This window comes from Paracoccus sp. PARArs4, assembly GCF_947311865.1.
Classification (GTDB): Bacteria; Pseudomonadota; Alphaproteobacteria; order Rhodobacterales; family Rhodobacteraceae; genus Paracoccus; species Paracoccus zeaxanthinifaciens.
On record NZ_CAMZMW010000009.1, the window covers coordinates 140957 to 162171 of the forward strand.

Annotated in this window: 22 protein-coding genes; 6 read left to right on the top strand and 16 right to left on the bottom strand. The window is 60.2% G+C overall.

Features of this window, described 5'->3' with window-relative positions; all coding sequences use genetic code 11:
* Positions 1 to 3: 3 nt before the first annotated feature.
* The 8 genes from QMZ16_RS09635 to QMZ16_RS09670 are packed head-to-tail and all read right to left on the bottom strand — an operon-like array spanning position 4 to position 5395.
* Complete coding sequence (locus QMZ16_RS09635) at positions 4 to 786, bottom strand: ZIP family metal transporter (RefSeq protein ID WP_101498978.1); 783 nt, start codon at positions 784 to 786, stop codon at positions 4 to 6.
* Between the two features lie 12 nt (positions 787 to 798).
* Positions 799 to 1254 carry a DUF411 domain-containing protein gene (locus tag QMZ16_RS09640; RefSeq protein ID WP_119001073.1) on the bottom strand — a complete coding sequence of 152 codons (456 nt, stop codon included), beginning with the start codon at positions 1252 to 1254 and terminating at the stop codon, positions 799 to 801.
* Positions 1255 to 1257: 3 nt separating this feature from the next.
* Complete coding sequence (locus QMZ16_RS09645; protein ID WP_119001074.1) at positions 1258 to 2631, bottom strand: M23 family metallopeptidase; 1374 nt, start codon at positions 2629 to 2631, stop codon at positions 1258 to 1260.
* Positions 2628 to 3254 carry an SCO family protein gene (locus QMZ16_RS09650; protein ID WP_119001075.1) on the bottom strand — a complete coding sequence of 209 codons (627 nt, stop codon included), beginning with the start codon at positions 3252 to 3254 and terminating at the stop codon, positions 2628 to 2630. Before QMZ16_RS09650 ends, QMZ16_RS09645 begins: the two co-directional genes overlap by 4 nt.
* Positions 3254 to 3721 carry a copper chaperone PCu(A)C gene (locus tag QMZ16_RS09655; RefSeq protein ID WP_119001076.1) on the bottom strand — a complete coding sequence of 156 codons (468 nt, stop codon included), beginning with the start codon at positions 3719 to 3721 and terminating at the stop codon, positions 3254 to 3256. The genes QMZ16_RS09650 and QMZ16_RS09655 overlap by 1 nt, the downstream gene beginning before the upstream one ends.
* A gap of 23 nt (positions 3722 to 3744) precedes the next feature.
* Positions 3745 to 4404, bottom strand: coding sequence for a thioredoxin domain-containing protein (locus QMZ16_RS09660; RefSeq protein WP_119001077.1), 660 nt, complete (start codon positions 4402 to 4404; stop codon positions 3745 to 3747).
* On the bottom strand, positions 4401 to 4823 hold the full coding sequence (locus QMZ16_RS09665; RefSeq protein ID WP_119001078.1) for a disulfide bond formation protein B: 423 nt from the start codon (positions 4821 to 4823) through the stop codon (positions 4401 to 4403). Before QMZ16_RS09665 ends, QMZ16_RS09660 begins: the two co-directional genes overlap by 4 nt.
* A gap of 5 nt (positions 4824 to 4828) precedes the next feature.
* Positions 4829 to 5395 (bottom strand): SCO family protein, encoded by a 567-nt coding sequence (locus QMZ16_RS09670; protein WP_040610613.1) that lies wholly within the window; start codon positions 5393 to 5395, stop codon positions 4829 to 4831.
* A gap of 209 nt (positions 5396 to 5604) precedes the next feature.
* Here QMZ16_RS09670 and QMZ16_RS09675 point away from each other — a divergent pair, with 209 nt between their 5' ends.
* The 5 genes from QMZ16_RS09675 to QMZ16_RS09695 all read left to right on the top strand — a co-directional run bounded on the left by QMZ16_RS09675 (position 5605) and on the right by QMZ16_RS09695 (position 10180).
* Complete coding sequence (locus tag QMZ16_RS09675) at positions 5605 to 6033, top strand: helix-turn-helix domain-containing protein (RefSeq protein WP_282603066.1); 429 nt, start codon at positions 5605 to 5607, stop codon at positions 6031 to 6033.
* 82 nt (positions 6034 to 6115) lie between these two features.
* Positions 6116 to 6718, top strand: coding sequence for a cation transporter (locus QMZ16_RS09680; protein WP_282603067.1), 603 nt, complete (start codon positions 6116 to 6118; stop codon positions 6716 to 6718).
* Positions 6719 to 6806: 88 nt separating this feature from the next.
* The gene (locus QMZ16_RS09685; protein ID WP_137457499.1) at positions 6807 to 7577 is read left to right on the top strand and encodes a transglutaminase family protein; all 771 of its coding nucleotides are present in this window, start codon (positions 6807 to 6809) and stop codon (positions 7575 to 7577) included.
* On the top strand, positions 7567 to 8496 hold the full coding sequence (locus QMZ16_RS09690) for a cation diffusion facilitator family transporter (RefSeq protein WP_090735052.1): 930 nt from the start codon (positions 7567 to 7569) through the stop codon (positions 8494 to 8496). Before QMZ16_RS09685 ends, QMZ16_RS09690 begins: the two co-directional genes overlap by 11 nt.
* Positions 8497 to 9256: 760 nt before the next feature.
* Complete coding sequence (locus tag QMZ16_RS09695; protein ID WP_282603068.1) at positions 9257 to 10180, top strand: NAD(P)-dependent oxidoreductase; 924 nt, start codon at positions 9257 to 9259, stop codon at positions 10178 to 10180.
* Between the two features lie 547 nt (positions 10181 to 10727).
* Here the strand turns inward: QMZ16_RS09695 and QMZ16_RS09700 are convergent.
* The 4 genes from QMZ16_RS09700 to QMZ16_RS09715 all read right to left on the bottom strand — a co-directional run bounded on the left by QMZ16_RS09700 (position 10728) and on the right by QMZ16_RS09715 (position 16039).
* Positions 10728 to 11485 (bottom strand): IS5-like element ISPso2 family transposase gene (locus QMZ16_RS09700; protein WP_282603069.1). Its coding sequence is split into 2 segments (ribosomal slippage): positions 10728 to 11161 and positions 11161 to 11485, totalling 759 coding nucleotides; the frame shifts between segments, so codons are not numbered across the junction.
* Between the two features lie 134 nt (positions 11486 to 11619).
* Positions 11620 to 13224, bottom strand: coding sequence for a hypothetical protein (locus tag QMZ16_RS09705; protein ID WP_282603070.1), 1605 nt, complete (start codon positions 13222 to 13224; stop codon positions 11620 to 11622).
* On the bottom strand, positions 13217 to 14650 hold the full coding sequence (locus QMZ16_RS09710) for a hypothetical protein (protein WP_282603071.1): 1434 nt from the start codon (positions 14648 to 14650) through the stop codon (positions 13217 to 13219). Before QMZ16_RS09710 ends, QMZ16_RS09705 begins: the two co-directional genes overlap by 8 nt.
* 450 nt (positions 14651 to 15100) lie before the next feature.
* The gene (locus QMZ16_RS09715; protein WP_282603072.1) at positions 15101 to 16039 is read right to left on the bottom strand and encodes a cyclase family protein; all 939 of its coding nucleotides are present in this window, start codon (positions 16037 to 16039) and stop codon (positions 15101 to 15103) included.
* Between the two features lie 491 nt (positions 16040 to 16530).
* Between QMZ16_RS09715 and QMZ16_RS09720 the strand changes: the two genes are divergently transcribed.
* On the top strand, positions 16531 to 16815 hold the full coding sequence (locus QMZ16_RS09720) for a hypothetical protein (protein ID WP_282603073.1): 285 nt from the start codon (positions 16531 to 16533) through the stop codon (positions 16813 to 16815).
* 387 nt (positions 16816 to 17202) lie between these two features.
* On the opposite strand, the gene QMZ16_RS09725 is transcribed toward QMZ16_RS09720, so the two are convergent.
* The 4 genes from QMZ16_RS09725 to QMZ16_RS09740 are packed head-to-tail and all read right to left on the bottom strand — an operon-like array spanning position 17203 to position 21203.
* Positions 17203 to 18009 carry a GIY-YIG nuclease family protein gene (locus tag QMZ16_RS09725; protein ID WP_282603074.1) on the bottom strand — a complete coding sequence of 269 codons (807 nt, stop codon included), beginning with the start codon at positions 18007 to 18009 and terminating at the stop codon, positions 17203 to 17205.
* 43 nt (positions 18010 to 18052) lie between these two features.
* Positions 18053 to 18523 (bottom strand): hypothetical protein, encoded by a 471-nt coding sequence (locus QMZ16_RS09730; RefSeq protein ID WP_282603075.1) that lies wholly within the window; start codon positions 18521 to 18523, stop codon positions 18053 to 18055.
* The gene (locus QMZ16_RS09735) at positions 18520 to 20187 is read right to left on the bottom strand and encodes a restriction endonuclease subunit S (protein WP_282603076.1); all 1668 of its coding nucleotides are present in this window, start codon (positions 20185 to 20187) and stop codon (positions 18520 to 18522) included. The genes QMZ16_RS09730 and QMZ16_RS09735 overlap by 4 nt, the downstream gene beginning before the upstream one ends.
* Positions 20184 to 21203, bottom strand: a complete 1020-nt coding sequence (locus tag QMZ16_RS09740; protein WP_282603077.1) for an endonuclease NucS domain-containing protein — start codon at positions 21201 to 21203, stop codon at positions 20184 to 20186. The genes QMZ16_RS09735 and QMZ16_RS09740 overlap by 4 nt, the downstream gene beginning before the upstream one ends.
* Positions 21204 to 21215: the final 12 nt, after the last annotated feature.

The following is a 21215-nucleotide window of genomic DNA, read 5'->3' on the forward strand; positions in this document are numbered from 1 at the left end:
GCCTCACCCCAACCAGACATCGAGAAACAGCATCAGAACGAGCCCGACAGCCAGGCCGAGCGTCGCCCTGTTCTGATAGCCGCTGCGATGGGTTTCGGGGATAATCTCGTGGCTGATGACGTAGAGCATTGCGCCCGCGGCAAAGGCCAGTCCCCATGGAAGCAGCGGTTCCGACAGTGTGATGATGCCGGCCCCGAGCAGACCGCCAATCGGCTCGACCATGCCAGTCAGCGCCGCAATGCCCCAGGCGCGCAGCTTCGGATATCCCTCGCCCAGCAGCGACACCGCGACGGCCAATCCTTCGGGCGCGTTCTGCAAGCCGATGCCGATGGCGAGTGGGAGGCCACCTTCCATGCCACCGGAACCGAACCCGACCCCGACCGCGAGACCCTCGGGAAAGTTGTGGATCGTGATCGCGATGATGAACAGCCAGACCCGCCGCAATGACGCCGCTTCGGGCCCTTCGCGTCCCGTCTTGAAATGCTCGTGCGGCAGCTTTTCGTTCATCAGGGCGACAGCCCCCATGCCCAGAAGGATCGAGACGCATACGATGGCCGCAGGCATCGCGCCGTTCTCGAACATCGGCTCTGCGGCATCTAATGCCGGGATGATCAGCGAAAAGAACGAGGCTGACAGCATGACACCGGCAGCGAAGCCGAGCGACAGATCGCGCGTGGCCCGGGACGGGATGCGCCCGAACAGCACGGGAGCTGCTCCGACTGCCGTGAGCGAACCGGCGGCGAGACTTCCGAGAAAGCCGAGCATTATCGGGGACAGATTTTCCATGGGCGGGCCAGATTATCCTTCGGCGTAGCTTGAAAAGACTTCCGTCGACCCGTCCTCGCGGATGAGGAAGACATCATAGGCTTCGCGGTCATCTTCAGGCCCCATACCGGGCGAGCCATAGGGCATCCCCGGAACGGCGAGGCCTACGGTGTCCGGGCGCTCCTCGAGAAGGCGGCGGATGTCAGCGGCCGGGACATGGCCCTCGATCACGTAGCCATCAATGACCGCGGTGTGGCAGGAGACCATGCGCTGCGGCACGCCGTTGTCGAACTTGAAGCGAACCAGCGATCCACCGAACATGTCCTGGCCCGTCGGCGCAAAACCGTTTTCTTCGAGATGGTTCATCCACGAGAGGCAGCAGCCGCATCCGTTCGTCTTGCGGACGTCGATCGCCGTTGCCTCTGCGAGGGCCTGTGCCGCCGGGAAAAGGGCGAGCGTGATGGCCAGAGCTTGGGTCATGCGTTTCATGGATCAGAGCCTTTCGGTTATCGTTTCGGCAATCTCGCTGCCGAGGTTTTCATTCAGAAGCGCCCGCGCCTCGGCCAGACGCGAGAGCGCGGCGGTATCATCCGCTTCGCGCTCGGCTGCTTCGGCGAGCCGGTCGTCAGAGAGGGGGTCAGTCGGGCGCCCATCCACGAGCACCTCATAGTGCAGGTTCGGACCTGTCGCCGTGCCAGTCGCGCCGACGCGGCCGATCACGTCTCCCGCCGCAACGCGTTGGCCTTGTGCCAAGTCTTCCGGCACGGCGCTCAGATGCGCGTAGCGCGTCATGGTGTCGGAGCCGTGCAAGATTTCGACCACGCGACCATATCCGCCGCGCCAGCCGATGAAATTGACCCGCCCCGGTGCCGTCGCTTGAACCGGTGTCCCACGTGCCGCTGCGAAATCGACGCCGGTGTGCATCCGGACGTTGCCAAAGACCGGATGCGTGCGGCGTCCGAACACCGAGCTCAGGCGCGCACCCTCGACCGGCTGTGCGAAGACGCGCAGCACCTCGCCATCGACGTAGATCGTCGCCTGACCGCTGCCGTCGTCCGGCCATACGATCTCGTAAAGCGAACCGCCGATCTCCAGTGCGGCGAAGGCGAGTTCGGGCTGTCCGATCCTGTCCTCGCCGACCCGCGCCTCACGCCAGAGAAGCCTTAGTGCTTCGCCGCCGGCCATCTCGCGGCGGAAATCCACGGTCCCACCCAGCATCTGCGCAAGGTCCACGGAAAAACGGGCGGGTATGCCGGCTTCGTCGAGTGCCGCGAAGATCGAGCTGTCGATCACGGCTTTGCCGGCAAGGGTTACGATTTCCGGATCCGGAGTCACGACCTGTGTGGACAACTGCTCGCCGAAAATCACCTCGATCCGAACCCCGTCCTCGACGGCAAGTGAGACGGTGCGGGGGCTGCCGTCCATGGTCGAAGCGACAGTGACCGAGTGCCCCGGCCGCAGCCGTCGCAGATCGTATTCCGCGCCAAGCGCGAGGGCAACTTCGGCTCTGTCAGAAGCCGCAAGTCCAGCTTCGGACAGCAAGAAATCGAGCGTCTCGCCTGGTAAAATGTCGCGCGACCACGTCGACAGCGGTGGCTCGATCGCCCTTACCGGCCTGTCGGCAAACGCGACCTGCAGAAGGGGCAGCGGGCTGAGGTCGGATGCATCGTCTGCCCATGCCGCCGCGGGCAGCATCACGGGGATGTCAACGTTCTGGGGGGCTTCAGGACCTTGGGGCATCCAGCTACCTGCCTGGGCAAGTTCCGGCGGCACGGGTTCTTTCGACAAAAGATCGGAGATCGCGATAGCTGCCCCGGGAACTGTCCCCGCAATTGCGACACAAGCCGCCAAAGTTCTGAGCCTCATGTCGCCCCCTCCATTTCTTCTTCCAGCGCGCGGCGAATTTTCGGCACCGCGAATTCTCTGGGTTCGTGATAGTCGATCATGGTGACGAACCGCCCAGAGGCTGCGAACAGGAAGACGCTCGCGCTGTGGTTCATCGTGTAATCGCCGCTCTCCGTCGGCACCCTTTCGTAGGTGGCGTGGAAGCCGTCCGCGACGCGCGCTATCTGCTCCTCCGGCCCCGTCCAGCCGCGAATCGCCGGATGGAAGTAGCCGACATATTCGGCCATCGTTTCGACAGTGTCGCGCTCGGGATCGACCGTGATGAAAACCACGTTCATCTCGTCGGCCTCGTCTCCCAGATCGTCGAGCCATCCCGAAATGTCCGAGAGCGTGGTCGGGCAGACATCGGGACAGTAGGTGAAGCCGAAGAACGCCATCGTCGGTCGCCGGATCAGGGTTTCCGGCCCGACCGCGTTGCCCTCATGATCCGTCAGACGGAAATCCATCGCGGTCAGAGCCACAGGCCGCTGCCCGATAGGCTCAGGTCCACCGGGGCCATCGACCTGCCACCAACCGGCAAAGAGCATCAGGGCGACCACCCCGACACCAGCCGCGCCGTACCCCAGGATCGCCCGTCGCCGCATCAGTCCTCCGGCCCCCGCGCGGCGATGCCGAGGATCGTCACCTCGACCGTCACTTCGCCTCCGTCGTCGAAAAGCAGGGTCAGCGGAAAGGTTTCCCCTTCTGTCATCGGTTCTTGCAGCCGCATTAGCATTGCGTGCAGGCCCCCCGGTTCGAGCGCGACGCTCTCGCCCGGGGCGATCGCGATTTCCCCCGCCGGGCTCATGGAACTCACACCCTCGGCATTGGTCTTCGTCTCGTGAATTTCGGGCATCATCGCGAGCGGTGTTGTAAGGCCGATCAGCGTCACCGGCTCGTCGCCAGTGTTGCGGATCGTCATGTAAGCGGCCCCGGGACGGTTCACCCCGATGGAGGCGCGGGACCACGCGTTCTCGACGACAACATCCTCGGGTGCGGCCAGCGCGGGCACTGAGAGCCCTCCAAGGGTCAAAAGCGCCGCCAGTGTGCTGGTCAAAATATACTTTTTCATCGTTTTGATCCTGCCCTTTCCATTCAGCTTTGCGCGGCAGCGACTTCGGCAGCCACCAATCGCCGCAGTTCTGCCTCCCCGAATGGATCGAGCGGCTTGCCGTTCACGAAGAATGTGGGCGTCTGGCGAACTCCCACGGTCTCTACATCGGCACGATCCTGATTCAGGATCGCCACGACATCGGGTGCCAGCATTTGCGTGCGCGCGGCCTCGGCATCGAGTCCGGCCGTGGTGGCGATCTGAAGGATCAGGCCAGGCGCCGGGGCACCGTGTGACGCCCATCTCGGCTGTTCCCGCAGAACGGCCTCGAGCACCGGCACGTAAACGTCCTGCATGTGCGCCGCCTCGAGCACGCGGATGGCTTCCTCGGATGCCGCGCCGTGGAAGGGCGTGTAGCGGATCACGACGCGGACAGCATCCCCATGCTCGGCCATGATGTCCTTCACGATGGGATGAAAGGCGCGACAGGCCTCGCAGGCCGGATCGAAGAATTCGACGATCGTGACGGGCGCTTCCGCAGGCCCGAGGATGGGCGAGTAGGGGCGGATCATCGCGTCCGCGAGTTCCGGCGCAACAGGCTCCGCTTCGGCCACCGGGCCGGGGCGGGTTGCAAACCAGGTGGCTCCGCCGAAACCGGCGACGCCGAGGGCGAGAACGGACAGGATCAGGCCGCGTCGGTTCATGTTCGTGTGTCCTTCAATGAAAGGGCCGACAGCGCCCCGATCAGCGCGAAGGCGGCGAGCGCCATCAGCGGGATCGGGACGCCGAAGACCAGTTGGTTGTCATCGGTGCAAGAGGGGCCGGTGGCCGTGCAGGGCTGGATGCGTTCGGGAACAAGACCGACGTACAGCCCTATGTGCCAGAGGGCGATTGCGCCGCCGCCAAGCGCCAATGCGATGCCGTAGCGCCCCACGCGGCCGTCCCGCCACCAAAGGCCGAACCCGAGGACGATGGCCAAGGGGAACATGAAGGCGCGCTGGAACCAGCACAGCACACAGGGCGTCTGCCCCAGCACCTCGCCGATGAAAAGCACGGCAAGCGAGGCGACGAGCGCGATGATCCACGCCAGCCCGAGGGCTATTTCTCCGGATATGCGGTTCATTTCGGTCAGATCCTCTCTTCCAGATCGGCGAAGATCTCTTCGGCGGAGGTGCCGTAGGGCCACGAGTCGGCGAAGCCCGCGTCGGGATCGAAGAGGAACAAATGCGACGTGTGGCCCATCGTGTAACCATCCGGCGCCGCAGCCTCTTCGACGCGTTCAAAGAAGATCGGAAACGTCTCGGAGGTGGCGGCGATCTGTTCCGGCGTGCCGGTCAGACCGATGATGCCCGCATCGAACAGCGGGACGTATTCGGCGAGTGCGGCGGGCGTGTCCCGTTCGGGGTCGATGGTGATGAAAATCGGCTGGACCTTGGCGGCATCGTCGCCCAGACCGTCCATCACCGCCGCGACCTCAGATAGGGTCGTCGGGCAGACGTCGGGGCAGTTGGTAAAGCCGAAAAAAACAAGCATCCAGCGCCCCGCAAAGTCCTTCTCGGTTCGAACCATACCCTGGTGGTCCGTCAGTTCGAACTCAGCGAAGAAAGGCGGCTCGGCGTCAGTTCGGGCGCTGTCGGCACGATAGTCGGACCAGAGTAAAAGCCATACGAAGGCAAGCGCTGCCACGCCTGCCAAAACCCAAAGAAACTTCTGTGCCGATGTAAGAGACAATCCTGTTCGCCTGCCATTGATCCTTGTGTGTCTGCGCGTCTACATCCTCTAGCCACTGAAGGTTCAAGCATGAAGATGGCGCCTTGATGCGACATCACGCGCCTGTGAATCCCGCACTTGCCCGCTCACACCGCAAAACCTACAAGGACTGTATACTTTTTCTGGAGGTGAGAATGCTCACGATCGGCACTCTGTCAAAGAAGACCGGCACGAAGGTGCAGACCATCCGGTACTACGAGCAGATCGGGCTCATGCCCGAACCTGGCCGGACCGAGGGCGGACAGAGGCGCTACGACGGTTCACAACTCGATCGCCTGTCCTTCATCCGCCACTCGCGGCAACTCGGCTTCTCGCTCGATGCGATCCGCGAGCTGCTCGACCTCAGCGACCATCCCAATCGGCCCTGTGATGAAGCTGATGCCATCGCGCGTCGCCAGCTCAAACGGGTGGAGCAGCGCATGGCCCGCCTGAAGGCGCTGCGCACGGAACTGGAACCCATGGTCCACGAGTGCAGCGGCGGGCGGACAGCGGATTGCCGGGTGCTGGAGGTATTGCGGGACCATTCTGAATGTCTGACCGAGCACGACGAGATTGGGGCCTGATTGGACCATGCCAATGTCGCGGCAGGAACTTAGACCAGCCGCAGGAGTTCTTCGATCGTAAACCACGAGCCGAAAACGAGAAATGGCCGCAGAACAAGATTCAAAAGAGAGACGCACGCTCTGGATCGTTCTGGCGCTCAATATCGGTCTGGCCGTGGCTTTTTTTGCAACCGGTGCGTTCGGCGATTCCAGCGCCTTGATCGCCAACGGCCTCGACAACCTTTCCGACAGCTTCGTCTACGCTATCAGCCTGTTTGCGCTGTCCCGGTCCGGCAAATGGAAACGCGGAGCGGCGAACATCTCCGGTGGGCTGCTGATCCTGTTCGCTGCAGGCATCCTCTACGATGCATGGCGCCGCTACATCGGCGGGTCAGATCCGCTCGGGACGATCATGATCGCCATGGCCCTGATCGCCGCGGCGATCAACGCGGTCTGCGTCTGGTTGCTCGCCCGACTCCGCGAACCGGACGTCAACATCCGCGCGGCGAACACCTTCAGCTGGAACGACTTCGCCGCGAACCTCGGGATCGTCGTGGCTGGCGGTCTCGTCGCCTGGCTGGGAACGAACTGGCCGGACCTGGTCGTGGGTGTGGTCGTGGCCGGGATCGCGGCGTGGGGCGGTATCGACATCCTGCGCGATGCACACGGCGAACACCCCAAAGCCGTTCATGCCGACGACCGGTAGCGATTGATCGCCTTCTGAGAAAAAGGACTTGAAGCTACAGTCGCTGGAGCATTTATGTAGATCCTCGCCAGACTCGAGGAGATGCATCTTGCCCGCCATTGACCCCTTGCTGACAGCCACGCGGCTGCTGGATTTCGAAGCCGCTCCTATTGCGGATCTGGTCGCGGGCCGCGGCTGGCAGGCTTTTGGCGAGCATGACCGGATCGGTGCCGCCTATGATTTCGTCCGAAACGAGATCGCTTTCGGCTACAATCGTGCCGACGACATCCCGGCCTCAGAAGTGCTGTCGGACGGCTACGGCCAGTGCAACACCAAGGGCACGCTGCTCATGGCGTTGCTACGTTGCCTTGGCATTCGGTGTCGCCTGCATGGCTTCACCATCCACAAGGCGCTCCAGCGCGGTGTCGTGCCCGAGTGGGTTTATCCGCTGGCCCCCGCGGAAATCCTCCACTCCTGGGTAGAGGTCGAGACCGAGAATGGATGGATCAATCTCGAAGGGTTCATCCTGGACACGCCCTTTCTGAAATCGCTGCAACGGGCGTTCATCGAGATGGAAAGCCTTTGCGGCTACGGGGCCAGCACCGACTGCTTGAGCGGCCCACCGGTCGAGTGGACCGGCGACGACACATATATCCAGAAGACCGGCATCGCCCGCGATCTCGCAACATACGCTATACCAGACGAGTTCTACCGGGGGCATCGCCAGGACTTCGGCGCCTTGCGCGACTGGCTCTATCGCCACGTCATCCGCCACTGGATGAACAGACGCGTGCGCGCAATTAGGCGGGGCAAGGTGCCGCAAATCCCCGGCCTCGCTCGCCCGAACCATCTTCATGAGGAGACGCACCGTGCCGCATGATCACGGCCATGCCCACATCGATCCCGCATCCGGTGACCGGCGCGTGTCCATCGCGATCTGGGCGAACGCCCTTCTGACCGTCGCACAGATCGCGGGCGGCGTCGTTTCGGGCAGTCTCGCGCTGATCGCGGATGCGCTGCACAACTTCTCGGACATGGCGTCGCTGGTGATCGCTTTCGCGGCGCGCAAGATCGCGCGGCGGCCCGCCGACGAACGCATGACCTTCGGATACGGCCGGATCGAGATTGTCGCTGCACTGATCAACTACACGACACTCATCCTCGTCGGCGTTTACCTGATCTACGAGGGCGGTATGCGCATGATCGATCCGCCCGAGGTTCAGGGTTGGACCGTCGTGATCCTCGGCGGCGTGGCGCTCGTGGTCGACGCTCTGACTGCGGCGCTCACCTGGTCCATGCAGAAGGGCAGCGTGAACATCCGCGCGCTCTTCCTGCACAACCTCTCGGATGCGCTCGCCTCGGTCGCCGTGATCGTCGGCGGCACGCTGATCATTCTCTACGACCTGCGCTGGGTCGATCCCGCAATCACCATCGGTATCGCGCTGTATATACTGTATCTCGCACTGACCGAGATCGGCGGCCCGATCCGGACACTGATGCTGGGCAGCCCGCCGGATATCGACAACTCGGCCGTGATTGCCGCGATGCGGGACGTGGACGGCGTTACGGATGTCCACCACGTGCATCTATGGCAGATGCAGGAACACGAGGCGGCGCTCGACTGCCACGTGGTCGTCGCCGAAGATGGATGGACAAGAATTGAGGCCATCAAGGGCGAGATCAAAGCACGACTGAGCGAGCGCTTCGGCATCGCTCATTCCAGCCTCGAATTCGAGAATGAAAGGAACGCCCACACCAACGCCAACCTCTACGGTCACGGTAGTAATGGCCATGAATGATCAGGAGCACGAATTGACGGAAGAACGATATTATCTCGCACCTTCATACACTTAAGCGCAGGGCGGGCAGTGTCAGCTTGGTGGAGAAGGTTGGATATCAGGCCCATCCCCTCCGCCACTTTACCCAAATGCAACTATCTCCAAGCTTCTCCGGGGCTGAATTTTCTCGTTGTATTCAGGGGTTATGCAGTTCGGGCTGACCACCGGTCACAGCTGAAGAAGTCTCGCCTCGCTCTCTATAAGCCGCGTTTCTCTGAAGCTCATGACTCCAGCGAAATAGTGTTCAGCTTCTAGGGATTTGAATCCATATGACTTTCTTCGTTCTTCCAGTCGCGTTCGATTTCAGGGCGTTCTGCTTCTGATGGAGCCCCGGTCGAACCGCATGGCGCGAGGTACAGGCAGAGCTTAAAGCGATTGTTTGATTGCCCGAGAGCAACGCGCAGGTTCTCGACCTCGCTGACTGCCAGTTTTATGTCGGCACGAGAACGGTGCGACGCTGGTGCTCGCGCAGACGGCGTCGGGCTGTTTCGTATGTGGCCGGTGGCAACCGTCTGCGCCGTCGATAAGATGCCGAGCCCCGAGGTTCCTCATGGTTTCACAGGCATTCGCCGCAGACCAGTATACGGAAGCCGATGCGGGTTCAGCGGTTCAAAACCTAGCTTATCTATGCCAGCTGCGTTCTGCTGCGCATGCACCCGTGCGCTTGTTTCGGCCGGGTGTCTCATTTAGCTGCGGACATGCGCAGGGAGAGGGATTTGAGATGCGGATTTTCTTCACGGGTGGTTCCGGCAAGGCCGGGCGTCATGTCATCCCTTACCTGATCGAGCGGGGCCACAGGGTGGTCAATGCCGATCGCGTGCCGCTGGACCTGCCGGGGGTGGACAATCTGCGCGTCGAACTGACCGAAAGCGGGCAGGTGTTCAATGCGTTGAGCGCGCTGGCTGGCCTGGACGAACTGGATCTGCCCGCGGTGCCGCGCTACGATGCCATCGTGCATTTCGCGGCCCTGCCACGCATCCTGATCGAGCCCGACTGCGAGACCTACCGCGTTAATGTCATGTCGACCTACAACGTGCTCGAAGCGGCGGCAAAGCTGGGTATTCCCAAAGTGATCTTCGCATCATCCGAGACGACCTACGGGATCTGCTTCGCGCACGGCGAAACGCGCCCGGACTATCTGCCGGTGGACGAGGAGCATCCGACCGTGCCGCAGGACAGCTATGCGATGTCCAAGGTCACCAACGAGGTCACCGCGCGAAGTTTCCAGGCCCGCACCGGCGCGGATATCTATGGGCTGCGCATCAACAACGTCATCGAGCCGCACGAATACGCTCGGGACTTCCCGGCCTATCTCGCCGATCCGTCGCTGCGGCGTCGCAACATCTTCGCCTATATCGATGCCCGCGATTTGGGCCAGATGGTCGAGCGTTGCCTTCGAACGGACGGGCTTGGCTATCAGGTGTTTAACGTCGCCAATCCGGACCTGTCGGTCGGCATCAGCAACGCCGAGGTGCGAAAGCGTTTCTATCCGGATGTGCCCGTGAAGCGAGAGATGGACGAGACCGAGACCTTCTATGCCATCGACAAGGCGCGCGAGCTGCTGGGTTTCGCCCCGGAACACAGTTGGCGAAACGAGTTGCAAGGCTGGTCGAAAGGCTTTGCGCGCGTGACAGGCCGGAAATGACTACGTCAGATTTGGCGGCGCAATAGTTTGTGCGACCGTTGCCGGTATTTAAGTTGAAGCGCGTTCGTTCGCTACGGTCGCGAAGGCGTTCCGGCCGCATTGTAGAAAGGGTCACCCAGACAAGAAGCAAGAGTGGAGCCCGCTTGATGGACACCAGGGCCGGAAAGCAGACCACCGGTGGCGCAACGAGCAGAGAGCTTAACCGCAGGAGCGATCTTTCGGCGTCGCAGCAGCGTCAAGGGCAACTGGGACAACGAAATGGGCGGAAAGGGGGCATTCGCTGCAACTGCTCGGCCTGCGCCTCGGAAACGCGAAAGCGGCCATTCCGTGACCGATAGACCCATCCACCCGTGCTGCGCCTTCCAGCAAGGGCCGCAATGCGCAGATAGTGACCTTTGCAAAGTCGCAGCCATCACCCACGATGATCGGCACGACCGGCCCTTAGCTGCCATTCGAGCTTGGCGCGGGGCATGACCGTTCTTGACCCATTGCAGCTATTCATCACTTTTGCCGCAAATTAGTACAACGAGCCACCTAGGGTCAGGATTCATAACCAATAGATGACGAGAGCCGCGAGAGCGATGACTGAGAGGAACACCTTGGGGCATCGGTCATAGCGGATCGCGACGCGCCTCCAGTCCTTGAGCCTGCCGAACATGATCTCGATGCGGTTACGCCGCTTGTATCTTCGCTTGTCGTATTTGATCGGCGTCTTGCGTTTCTTTCGGCCCGGGATGCAGGCACGTATCCCTTTGTCCCGCAACGCTTCTCTGAACCAGTCAGCGTCATAGCCACGATCCCCAAGTAGCCATTTGACGTTTGGCAGACCACTCAGCAGGGCCCGAGCGCCGATATAATCGCTGACCTGTCCAGCGGTGACGAACAGGTCGACCGGTCGCCCCTGACTGTCGCAGATGGCGTGCAGCTTGGTGTTCATACCGCCTTTGGTTCGACCGATCAGGCGGCCACGCCCCCCTTTTTGGCGGCCATGCTGGTCGCCGTTCGATGGGCCTTGAGGTATGTTGCGTCGATCATCACGGTCGTTTTCTCGCCGTGTTCCGCCGCCAGCCCGGCCATCATCCGCGCGAAGATGCCCTTTTCGCTCCAACGCTTCCACCGGCTGTAGAGCGTCTTATGTGGGCCATACGCGGCGGGCGCATCGCGCCAACGCAAGCCATTGCGATTGATAAAGATAATCCCGCTCAGCACCCGTCTGTCATCAACCCGGGGCTTCCCGTGCGACTTGGGAAAGAAGGGAGCCAGGCGCGCCATCTGCGCGTCGGTCAGCCAGAAGAGATCGCTCATGTCACCGCTCCGTTTTCGGAGGCGTGAATCACGCAGCGCAACAGAAATCAATGAATCCTGACCCTAGAACTAAACGCCCGGAAAAGAGGAGCAAAAAAACAGAAGTGACCCGTGTTTGGTATGCAATGCCAGCCTCAAGACTTGTACATTGGGGCGAGATATCGTTTTCCGGGAACCGAGATGCCTTCCTTGATGCTTTTCACCTGCGCAGGCAGGTTAGGCAAGGCACCACCAACGGCGACAGCAACCTGAGGATACGGATCGACCAGTTTCGGATAGGTCTCCCTTAACTCATACGGCATAGGTTCGGCCAATAACAGTTGAACCCGCCTTCCGTCCCGTTCAATCGAAAGCCCGTCCAGCGCCTTGACAACTGGAAGGCCAGCTCCCCCGCCCGTGGCTGTCACGTTCACGGCATTTTGGTCGCCAGCAACACAGAACGCCGCATCAATTGCAAGGTCCGTGATCTTCTTGAAAAGCCCTTTGATGATCGGATGTTCAAGAAAGTCGTCCAGTTCGATGTCGACTACGTCCCCCGTCACCAAGCCAACACTGAGAGCACCATCCATAAAGAGCACTTCTTTGTCCCCGCGGATGGTGCGCTTCAGAGCAGCTTGAACGCGCCTATACTCAGCTGTGCCATCGGCGAGGCCGCTTTTGTCCATGATCTTCTTTAGCAGGGCGTTATCTATGATGTTACCAGCTTGATTTATCGCACGCGCCGCTGGCGTAACTTCGGCCACCGTGACGCGATCGTTGCTGGGGTTGTTCACACAAATGCATCCGGCGACATCCGTCGTGCCGGCGCCGATATCCAGAATTACGTACGGCATCCTACGTTGCGCGGGAGTGCCTATGAGAGCACCAGCGCCCGCGGCTGTGGCCTCGAGGACGGGGTCGGCAATCAACCCAAATGGCAGCTCATCATCCTTCGCCTTGCGTGCCAATTGGACAATCTTGCACGCCTTCTCTAGCGAAAGATTGCTAGAAAGGTCGTCGCCACAGCATCTTCCAATTGCGATCGCCTCGGCGATGATCCGACGCATTGCCTCACTATTGTTCTTGAAATGATCCGGCGTCCAAGCAGGGTGTGCATATCTGCGTTTCAGGTCAATGCTGAGGCCCTGCCCGCGCAGCGCCTGCTCAGCGCGAAGGTTCAAGTGCGCAAGATACAACACCAGCGCGTCGCGTTGCGTCAGGGTGCCCGATGGATCCTGGGCCTCCTCTAGCTTGCGCCTGTGTAGATCCGTCACGTCTTTGGTGAGCGTAATGAACTGCTTTGGACTGTCGATCAGCCGATCTTGTGTCGCCTCGACGGCGTTAAAGTGGGCCCTCGCTGCACCCCCCAAGTAAAGCTCGCCACCGTCAACGAAGAGCTCCGATGGCAGCAAGAGTTCCGGATCGCCAAAGGCGTTCGTTCCAAAAGCCAATGGAAATAGCTCAGGCACGTCGTCAGTGTCGTCGACTGAACACGCGAATGCCTTAGAAAATGACGTTCCGAAGTCCAGACACATGAGGTGATCCTCATCGATATCTTCCGGTGTTGGACATGTGATAACGGGAATTTCGAAAGCCGGTTCAACAGTTGGTACCGCTGGAGCATCGACGACAGCGGCAGGCTCCAGATCGAGGATAGCGCGCAAGGACTCGGCTTCGACGGATGTGAGAAAAACGTCGGAGGACTTATCGAACCGTTCGAGAAGGCTCTTAAGTACAACTCTCGCAGTTGCTTTATCCATTACCGCTCTCAACCTCTGCCTTAACCAATATCACACTGACACCGCCTCGACCTTCTTTGACGACACCCGGTGTCAGGACGCGAACCTCACTCCCAATTCTTAGATCGTCCTCTCCAACGTGTGCGGCTGGATCATATCTCACCAGCTCTGAGCGCTGAGGGCTGAGGGCGATGCGGCGCGTACGGGCGACTGCACGCGCCCATTGAGTCGCAAGCGCACCTCGCTTCAGCGCCCCCTCCAAGAGGTCACCCTCTGCAGCCATGATGTCCTTCACATCGTTCAAAGCCTGCTCGACCGCGGTTGCCTGAAGCTCAGGGAGATCCAGCGCGATCAAAAGTCGGCCGACATACTCGTCCAGTTTTGCTTCCGAAAGCGCCTCAACGCCGCGAACCGAGCGTTCCTCCTTCGGCTCTTCGCCATTCACGAACCAATATGCGATTGACTGGTCGAGGCTCGGCGTACGCGCGGCAAACTCTTTAGCCATGTTGTTGATCGATCGCGCGCTGACCGAAGTGACCAGTGCGTCCCTAAGAGGCTTGTTCATCACACCTTGCTTCGCAAACATGAGAAGCGTCTCGACTCCAAGGCGCGCAATACTTCGCACTGCGCCCTCAAAGTCCTGAGACGGAGACGCGGGTCGCCACCATCCACGCATTGCGTCGATGATCTTGTAGCTTTCTGGGTCCGTGCGTGCGCTGAAGTTAAGCCTCACGATTTTCTGGATGGCAGAAAGAAAATCTTGGCACGCCTCCTCTCGCAGAATGCGATCGTCGGGGCCTGACTTCGGCAAATGGCCAACGAAAAGAACTTTTAGCTGCTTGCCGAGTTCATCCCCCGCGTCGACGTCGACCGTTGCAACGAAGTCATCGATCGAAGCAACGATGCGGCGTATTCGCCGACAGAGAGCATCCGGTCTCAGATCGTTCGCTCTAGCGACTGTCTCAATCTCGTTGTTCAAACGCTGCAAGAACGCTGTCAAAGAGGCGCCTCCAGAACCCGCGATACTGGCCCAAACGCGGCGCGCCGTCTCGGCCGTTTCTTCCTCGGCAAGTTCCCGATAAGAAATGGCGATGATTTCGCTTCGTTTGCCGCCCTGAAGGCTTCTTGCAAGGTAATAACGATCCTCACCATCCGGCAAGCGAACAAATTCAGGGAGAGCTGCGTCTAGCCTCTCGCTCAGCAATGGCTCTACGAGACGCTCGGCTGGTTTTGATATTGCAGCCATGCGTCCAAGCATTGCGAATGTCGTCCAAACTACAGAGGGGTTATCGTCGTGAAGATAGGATCCGACGCTTTTCCAAAGAGCTTTGAATTCCGATGTTTCGAACTGCTCCTTCGTGAGTTTTCGACTCTGGATCAAGGCGCGCAGTTCGGCAAGCGCATTGGGTAGATCCGAGGATATTGTTTCCGATGAAGATGTGTTCACGAAGACTCCGTAGCTCTAATTCAGCACCTCAGCCGGAAGCTATAGTGGCTATGTAAAGGATGTTGCATAAGCATGCAAAGCGGTCTTTGATGCCGTCCGCAGCGAAAGACCGCTCTCCGCCCTTGGTGTCTGAGCCTGGTGGCGTGCTGCGCCTTGCACGAACGTCTTGGAAGGGCTGTCCATGTCGCTCAGTCGTGCAGACTGGGCGGCGTGTCGCCGCAGCGCGGCAAGGCCGCCTGGTGCCCTCTCTCGACATTGGCCAAGTCCGTCCTGGAAAGCGCTCAACAGAGCAAGTCGATCCCTTTCCTGCCGTCACCAGCCTTCACCGAATGAACCACTCTCTCCGATTTGCGCGCCAAGGTCCTTCTGTTCCATGATCCCAGACAGGGGCCAATGGCGCCGGACACGATGCGTTCCCGGCGCGAATGAACCATCCTTCGGCGTTTGCGCCTACTCCGCCGACGGGGTCGGACGCATGACGCCGTGCTCGTCACGGGCCAACGGGAATTCCTGCATCGGCAAGGGTGCGCCGGCGGCCTCATCGATGGTCACGCCGTACTCCCAGTCGGAGGGCGCGACCGCGACGTAGCGGGCGTAACCGCCGGTGCCGCCGAGGGGCTTGGCGAAACCGATGAGGATCAACGCCCCGGCTTCGGGCACTTGGTCGAGGTTGGCCACGCCCTCGGCCTGCGCATAGTTGTTATGCAGAAGCCAATACTCGCCCTCGAGCGTCGGCGTCGTGTCGGTGTCCAGCGGCTCGTGGCCATGGAACAAAATGCTGCGCTGTTCGTGCAGGAATTTCAGCGCCTCAAGGCCTACTCCCGGGAAAGGCTTCTGGTTAAACCGCTCCACTTCGTCCCATCGCTTGTGCCAGTCCGACCGGACCATGACGACTGCTCCTTCCGGGATGCGCCCGTACTCGGCTTCCCATGCCTCGATGTCGCTGACCTGCAGGTGATAGCCCTCATCTTCGGCAACCTGGCCCGAGATATTGATAACGACAAGCGGGCGGATCGCGTAGGTGGCCGGCAGGTCGCTGATCGTCGCGCCCAGCGGATTCCAGTGTGCCGGCGGATCAAGCTGCGTGCCGTATTGATCGGTCGGGATCTCGTAGGCGGTGGCGACGAAACCGTGCTCCTCGTAGGTGAACTCCTCGCCGACGTCGACATAGCCCTCGATGGCGCGGCCAGCGGTGGCGGGACGGAACTTGGCTTGGCCGAACCCGGGCCAGACCGCTTGCATCGGCTCAAATGCGTGAGTCAGGTCGATGTATTTCGCGGAGCGGAACACGGAGTCGTAGGCTCCCCACAAACCCGGTGCCTCCTGCGCCGAGACAGGGGCAAGCGCGCCAAAGAGGGCGACGGCAACGGTTGGCAGCAGACGTTTCATCGTGTGACTATCCTTTTGAGACTTCCGGTCCCGCGACGTGTGCTCCGCAGCCGGTCGGCAAAGTTAAGATACGGGAAATCGGGTTAGGCAAGGACGCGACCTGCGACGCGCGACCTGTTCTTGCCGAGCGCCGCGCATTTGCTTCATTTGTGGTCAAAGGCTTACTTCTTTGCCCGCCCCGCTTCAGAAGGAATGCCTTCTGCGCCTCCATAAGCGTCGATGCCGTCATGCGCCTCCGCGCCTCTCTCGGCCAGCAAAAACCAGCGGAGAACTCTACCTCCCGACAGTACAGTTTCTTCGGAAGGGGAGCACCACCTGCAGCGCCTCGTGGTCGACGCGGATGTCATCAAGGACGCGACCCGGACTTACACCCCTGCGCGGCCGGGGCGATCGGCCGAAAACGCTAGCTGCACAAAGTACAGGATCAGGGGCGGAACCCAGGCCGATCCTCAAAAAGCTGCATAACCGCGCATCCACTTAGGGGAAAGCTGGTGAGCCGCTCACCGAACTCGTCGTCATGGTCGAGAGCTCCCCTTGATCCGCCAAATCAGCACTTCGAAGCCAAGTGGCTTGCTTCTGATGCAGGTAGCTACCTTGGCGAATTACAGACAAAAGGTAAAATTTTCTATAAAACTTATCGGAATGGCGGGCAGCCTGCTCCGGCAGCCCTTAGCAGGCTGCTGAAAAACTCCGTGGATCGCGTTTTCGACGCTAAAGAGCGTCAATTTTCAGGCTCTCTCGTCGAGCTGATGAAAACGCTGGGTGTTCGGTCCTGATTAGCGAAGCGAGAGCCGTGCGCCACAGACCTTTTTCAGCGGTCTGTTAATGCCTACATTTGAGGTTGAAAAGACACGTGAAGGCAGATGGCGTAAACTGCATTTCGCAATAATCCGAGAGACGATAAAACGGCCTTATTATAAAGTGGTATCTCGATCGCACTTATGTGTTTGGCAGATACGTCGACCTGCACCGTACGCAGCATACCCGCCATGACGATATTGCAGGATGACGGCGGTCTATTTCCCAGACAACCGAGCCATGCCGGGTAGTGAACAAAAAACGGACTTGGCGTCGTCGAACCTGCCCCAGAAGAACTCTCGGCCCAAGCTTTCCAGTCGAGGTACCGCATGTTCCTTGAACAGCGCTTCGCTTGCTTCGGCTGACTAATTGGTAGAGAAGGCCTGCGAGATCATGCTGATCGTCGATTTTCCGCGGGCGGCCGGGGGAATGCCATCGTTCAATTCCGACAGTCGACGCTTTACGTCGTTCGAAACACCGATCTTCATGGCGACAGACTTGTCTCCGAACTCTCTCCGCCGGTCGAGGGGGGCATGCCCGTAGCCGTCAAAAACAGCGAGGTAGACGTAGGTATTGCCATCCTCGTAGATGGCTGTGCGCTCGCCGTGGCTGCCAGGAAAAGCCCGAGACGGTTTGAATACGTTGCCAAACGGGACCGCTTCTGCCTGCTGGATTTCCACCGGGGGTTCACCGAAGACATTGACCGCCCGGACCCTGATCTTCATGGCCTGTTCGATTTCGTCCTCATCCAGCTCCGCACCGTGTACGGCCAGCGCCCGCCCAGCCTCTGCGCGATAGGAGCGATAGGCGATCTGGCTGATCAGCAGCTTCTCCTCGGTACGCCATGCGCGACGCACCGGAATGGCGTGGCTCCATCGGCCCAACCAACCTCGGTCGCGTTTACGCGCCATGCCGACGTCCGATGCCTTATCCTCGTCCAAGATCGCGCGCGCTTCGATTTCGAGGGAGCCCAGAACGTAGGACCGCTCAGCCTTCTTGGTCTCGGAGGTGCTAACACCGTAGATCATGATCAGGTCGCCGTCATTCAGCTTGCGCAAATAGGCGTCGCGGTCGGTCGCGTTGGACCAGCCGACATAGCCGTCTTCCTCGGGGCTGAATCCGTAGAAAGAGCGGCTCCGAATGCGTTTGCCGTCAGGCAGGCCGTTGCTCATGGCGTGATCTTTCTCGATGGCAGGTGGAAGGCGCGCGATGGGATCATACGGGCGGGGGACGCAGAACTGGCAGGCGATCTTGCTTGGTCACGTCATTCGACAGCGCGGTCAGGCGGGACAGAGAGATTGGGCGTTGGCCGTTCTTTTGCATTGCGCCGGCGGCGGCCCAAGCGACGGGGCCGGGGCCGTTGAAGACCACGCGGATCGGGCCTCCGATTGGGCGGTGCAGGACGATCAGATGTTCGGGCTCGTGGCGGATGGCGACGCCGCGGCCTTGGGTCAGCTTGATCTCGACCTGGCGGCCATCGCGGGCGCGGGCGTCGTGGCCGTGGGTAGAGGCCGGGTTCAGGTCGAGGTCAAACATGTAAGCGGCGACGACCTCGCCGATGCTGCCGACCAGATGGCCGTCGAGCGTGAATTTCCGACCGGGGAAGAGCCGTTCGAGGCCATCTGCAGCGGTGTAGAGATCGTCGAGCAAGGCGATGACGCGCGCCCAATCGACGTTCTCGCTCATTCGGCGGCCTCCAGCGCAGTTGCCGCCGGGTGCAACGTCTCGTGGAGGAGGGCTTCGAGGAGGCGGGTGCGGGTGGTATCGGTGGTGGTCAGGGCGGCCTCCAGTCGGTCGCAGAGGGCCATGAGGGCGTCGACCTTGGCCACGATGCGGTGTTGTTCGGCGAGAGGCGGTACCGGGAAGACGACCTCTTTCAGATTGGAAGCGCTGATGCCCCAGTTGCCGACCGTCGTCGCGCAAAACTCTTCAATAAACGCCCGAACCAAATCGCTTTCACCCGCCATGCGGATAAATTCGGGAGTTGCGCGGCCGCGGTCGACACGCACTCGAATAAGCTTGTCTGGGTAAATTGGGTTCAGCGCAAGATAGTCATTAAACAGCGTCAAGCGCCCGACGTAGGCCTTATTACCATTGAAGCGACAGGCAAGGAGGTCACCTTGGCGCAGGCCATACTGCTCGCGGGCCTTGTCGTCTATACCGCTGATAAGTTTGTGTTCTTCTTCGGCGACCACGCCGTCTTGCCGAACAGTGCCTGCGCTAATCCTAAGAATGGGTGTTCCATTTTCGGCGTCATCAGGGCGGCGCGAATATCCATTACGAGTAGTATCAGACAGCAAGTTTACAAGGCGGGTACAACGCCAACCCGGGGGCAAGGCAATTGTTCCCGCAGCGCTTTCGCTTCGATCCAAGCTGATCGGTTCATCCGCCGCATCCTGCTCCACTAGTTTTCCGCGGACGGCGAGGTTGAGAATGGTTTGGCGGAGGATCTTGATCTGGTCGGGGCGCGTGGTGAGGGCGGGGAGCGCCTCGAGGGCGAAGGCGGCGTGGGTGGAAAAGTCCTCTGCCGTTGTATCCGGGGCGGTCAGGCGGGCGAGGCTGGCGGCGGTGAGCTTGTCGCGCACCTCCTCCCGCGTCTTGCGGGCCTCCTCCAGCCGATCACAGAGCCCCATGAGCTCATCGACCTTGGCGACGATCCGATGCTGCTCGGCGAGAGGGGGAACGGCGACGGCAAACAAGTTTACGTCGTCTCTGGAGATGCCCGGGATCAAGCTTCTCGCTTCGTCTTGCAGCTTGGTTGCCAACCCATGCGCGACGAGTGCAAGGAAATCCGCGTTCAGCAAGATCGGCGTGAGCGCCATCAGCTGCCGGCTGATCGCGACTTCATCCAAATCGCAAGGCGCAGTTTTTCCGACCCCCGAGCCCTTCACGGTCAGGAGCAGTTGCCCCTTCGTAGCGACTGCTTTGCGGACCAAAGCATATCGACGGATGACAAGCTTTTTGTCACCGAAATCAGACGGTCCGGTTATGTAAGGAATGCCAGCCTCTGGGTCCTCGGAATATTCAGCTGGTTGGAGATGCTGACCAGAGACCAGATCGGTGAGGTCACCAAGTCGCGCCCAACTCCAGCTGGTTGGAATACCAAAGGCATGATCTACGACGTTGATGGGCTTCAGCGCCTTGGATTTTCGCAGCACCCCAGCTTGCGTCAGGCGCGCTTTTTCAGCGCGAACTTTTTTAAGAAACTCTTGCGCAGGCTCATCCGCCACATCCTGCTCTACCAGCTTCCCACGCACCGCGAGATCCAGCACGAAACGCCGCAGTCGGGCGATGGCATCCGGCGCTTCGCTGATCTGCTCGTAGACGTCCAGCAACCGTTCCGCGTTCATGGCTTCTGGTACTCTTCAAAAGACGGGCCATCCTTCAGGCGAAACTCGACCTCGTAGGATTTGAAAGACACCGAAGGGACGACGTCGAGCGCATAATGCAACTGTGGGTCCCCCTCAGTGGCGACCACCAGCCCCTCAACGGCTTCTCCAGGCTCGCTCATATGGCGCTGCACCCATCCCATATACCGCAAGACCTGACCTACGACAGCGTCCGAGGACTTATCCCGCTTCAATTCGATTACCAGCCAACGTGGCTCTCGTTTGTGTCGGGCCAAAAGGTCAATCCGACCGATCGGTGTCACGAATTCGTAGCCTGCCTCCGGTTCGCCATCGAGTGCGTAAATCTCCCAGTCCTGGGCGAGGTCCAACGTTTCCCAGTTGTCACTCATATAGTCATGAAGGTGTCTTTCGAGGGAAAATCTTGATGACCGAACTTGGCCATCGCCTCCGGCTTTGATCGCTTCTGGAAGGGTCTGAAGTTCATCCTTCTCGTCTTCCTCTTCTGACCACAGATACCACCAGATCGTGTCCAGCGTCCAAAGGTCGACATCAATCTTCGCAGCAAGGGCAGTAAGAACGTTGTTGATGGCTTCATATCGTTCGCCAAAGCTCGCGCCCCGGGGGAACTCTGGGTAGAGTTCAAGCTCGACCAGCGCCGCGTCGGAGGTATTGTTCCACACACCATATTTTTTCGGATAGGCGACGTGCAGTATGGCAGTAATTATGCCCTTGCCCATTCCCTTTACATTCGTTGCGGATTGCATTCGCTCTGCCAGCGGCTGCGTCTCATCAACAAGATCTCCAAGGGCTTGCCGCGTTAATCGCATATCCGCGCAAACGCGATTGACTTGACGGTGCAATCCCGACCAATGGCAGTTATTCTCAATATACAAAAATGAACTGAGGACTTTCTCCTCAATTTTTTCAATCCGGCCTGGAGCAAAAGCAGGCCCATACCGTGCGACGACCGTTTCCTGAGAATCCAGGATCTCCCGTATCTCGACGTCGTCCAGCATAGCGGTTTGGGC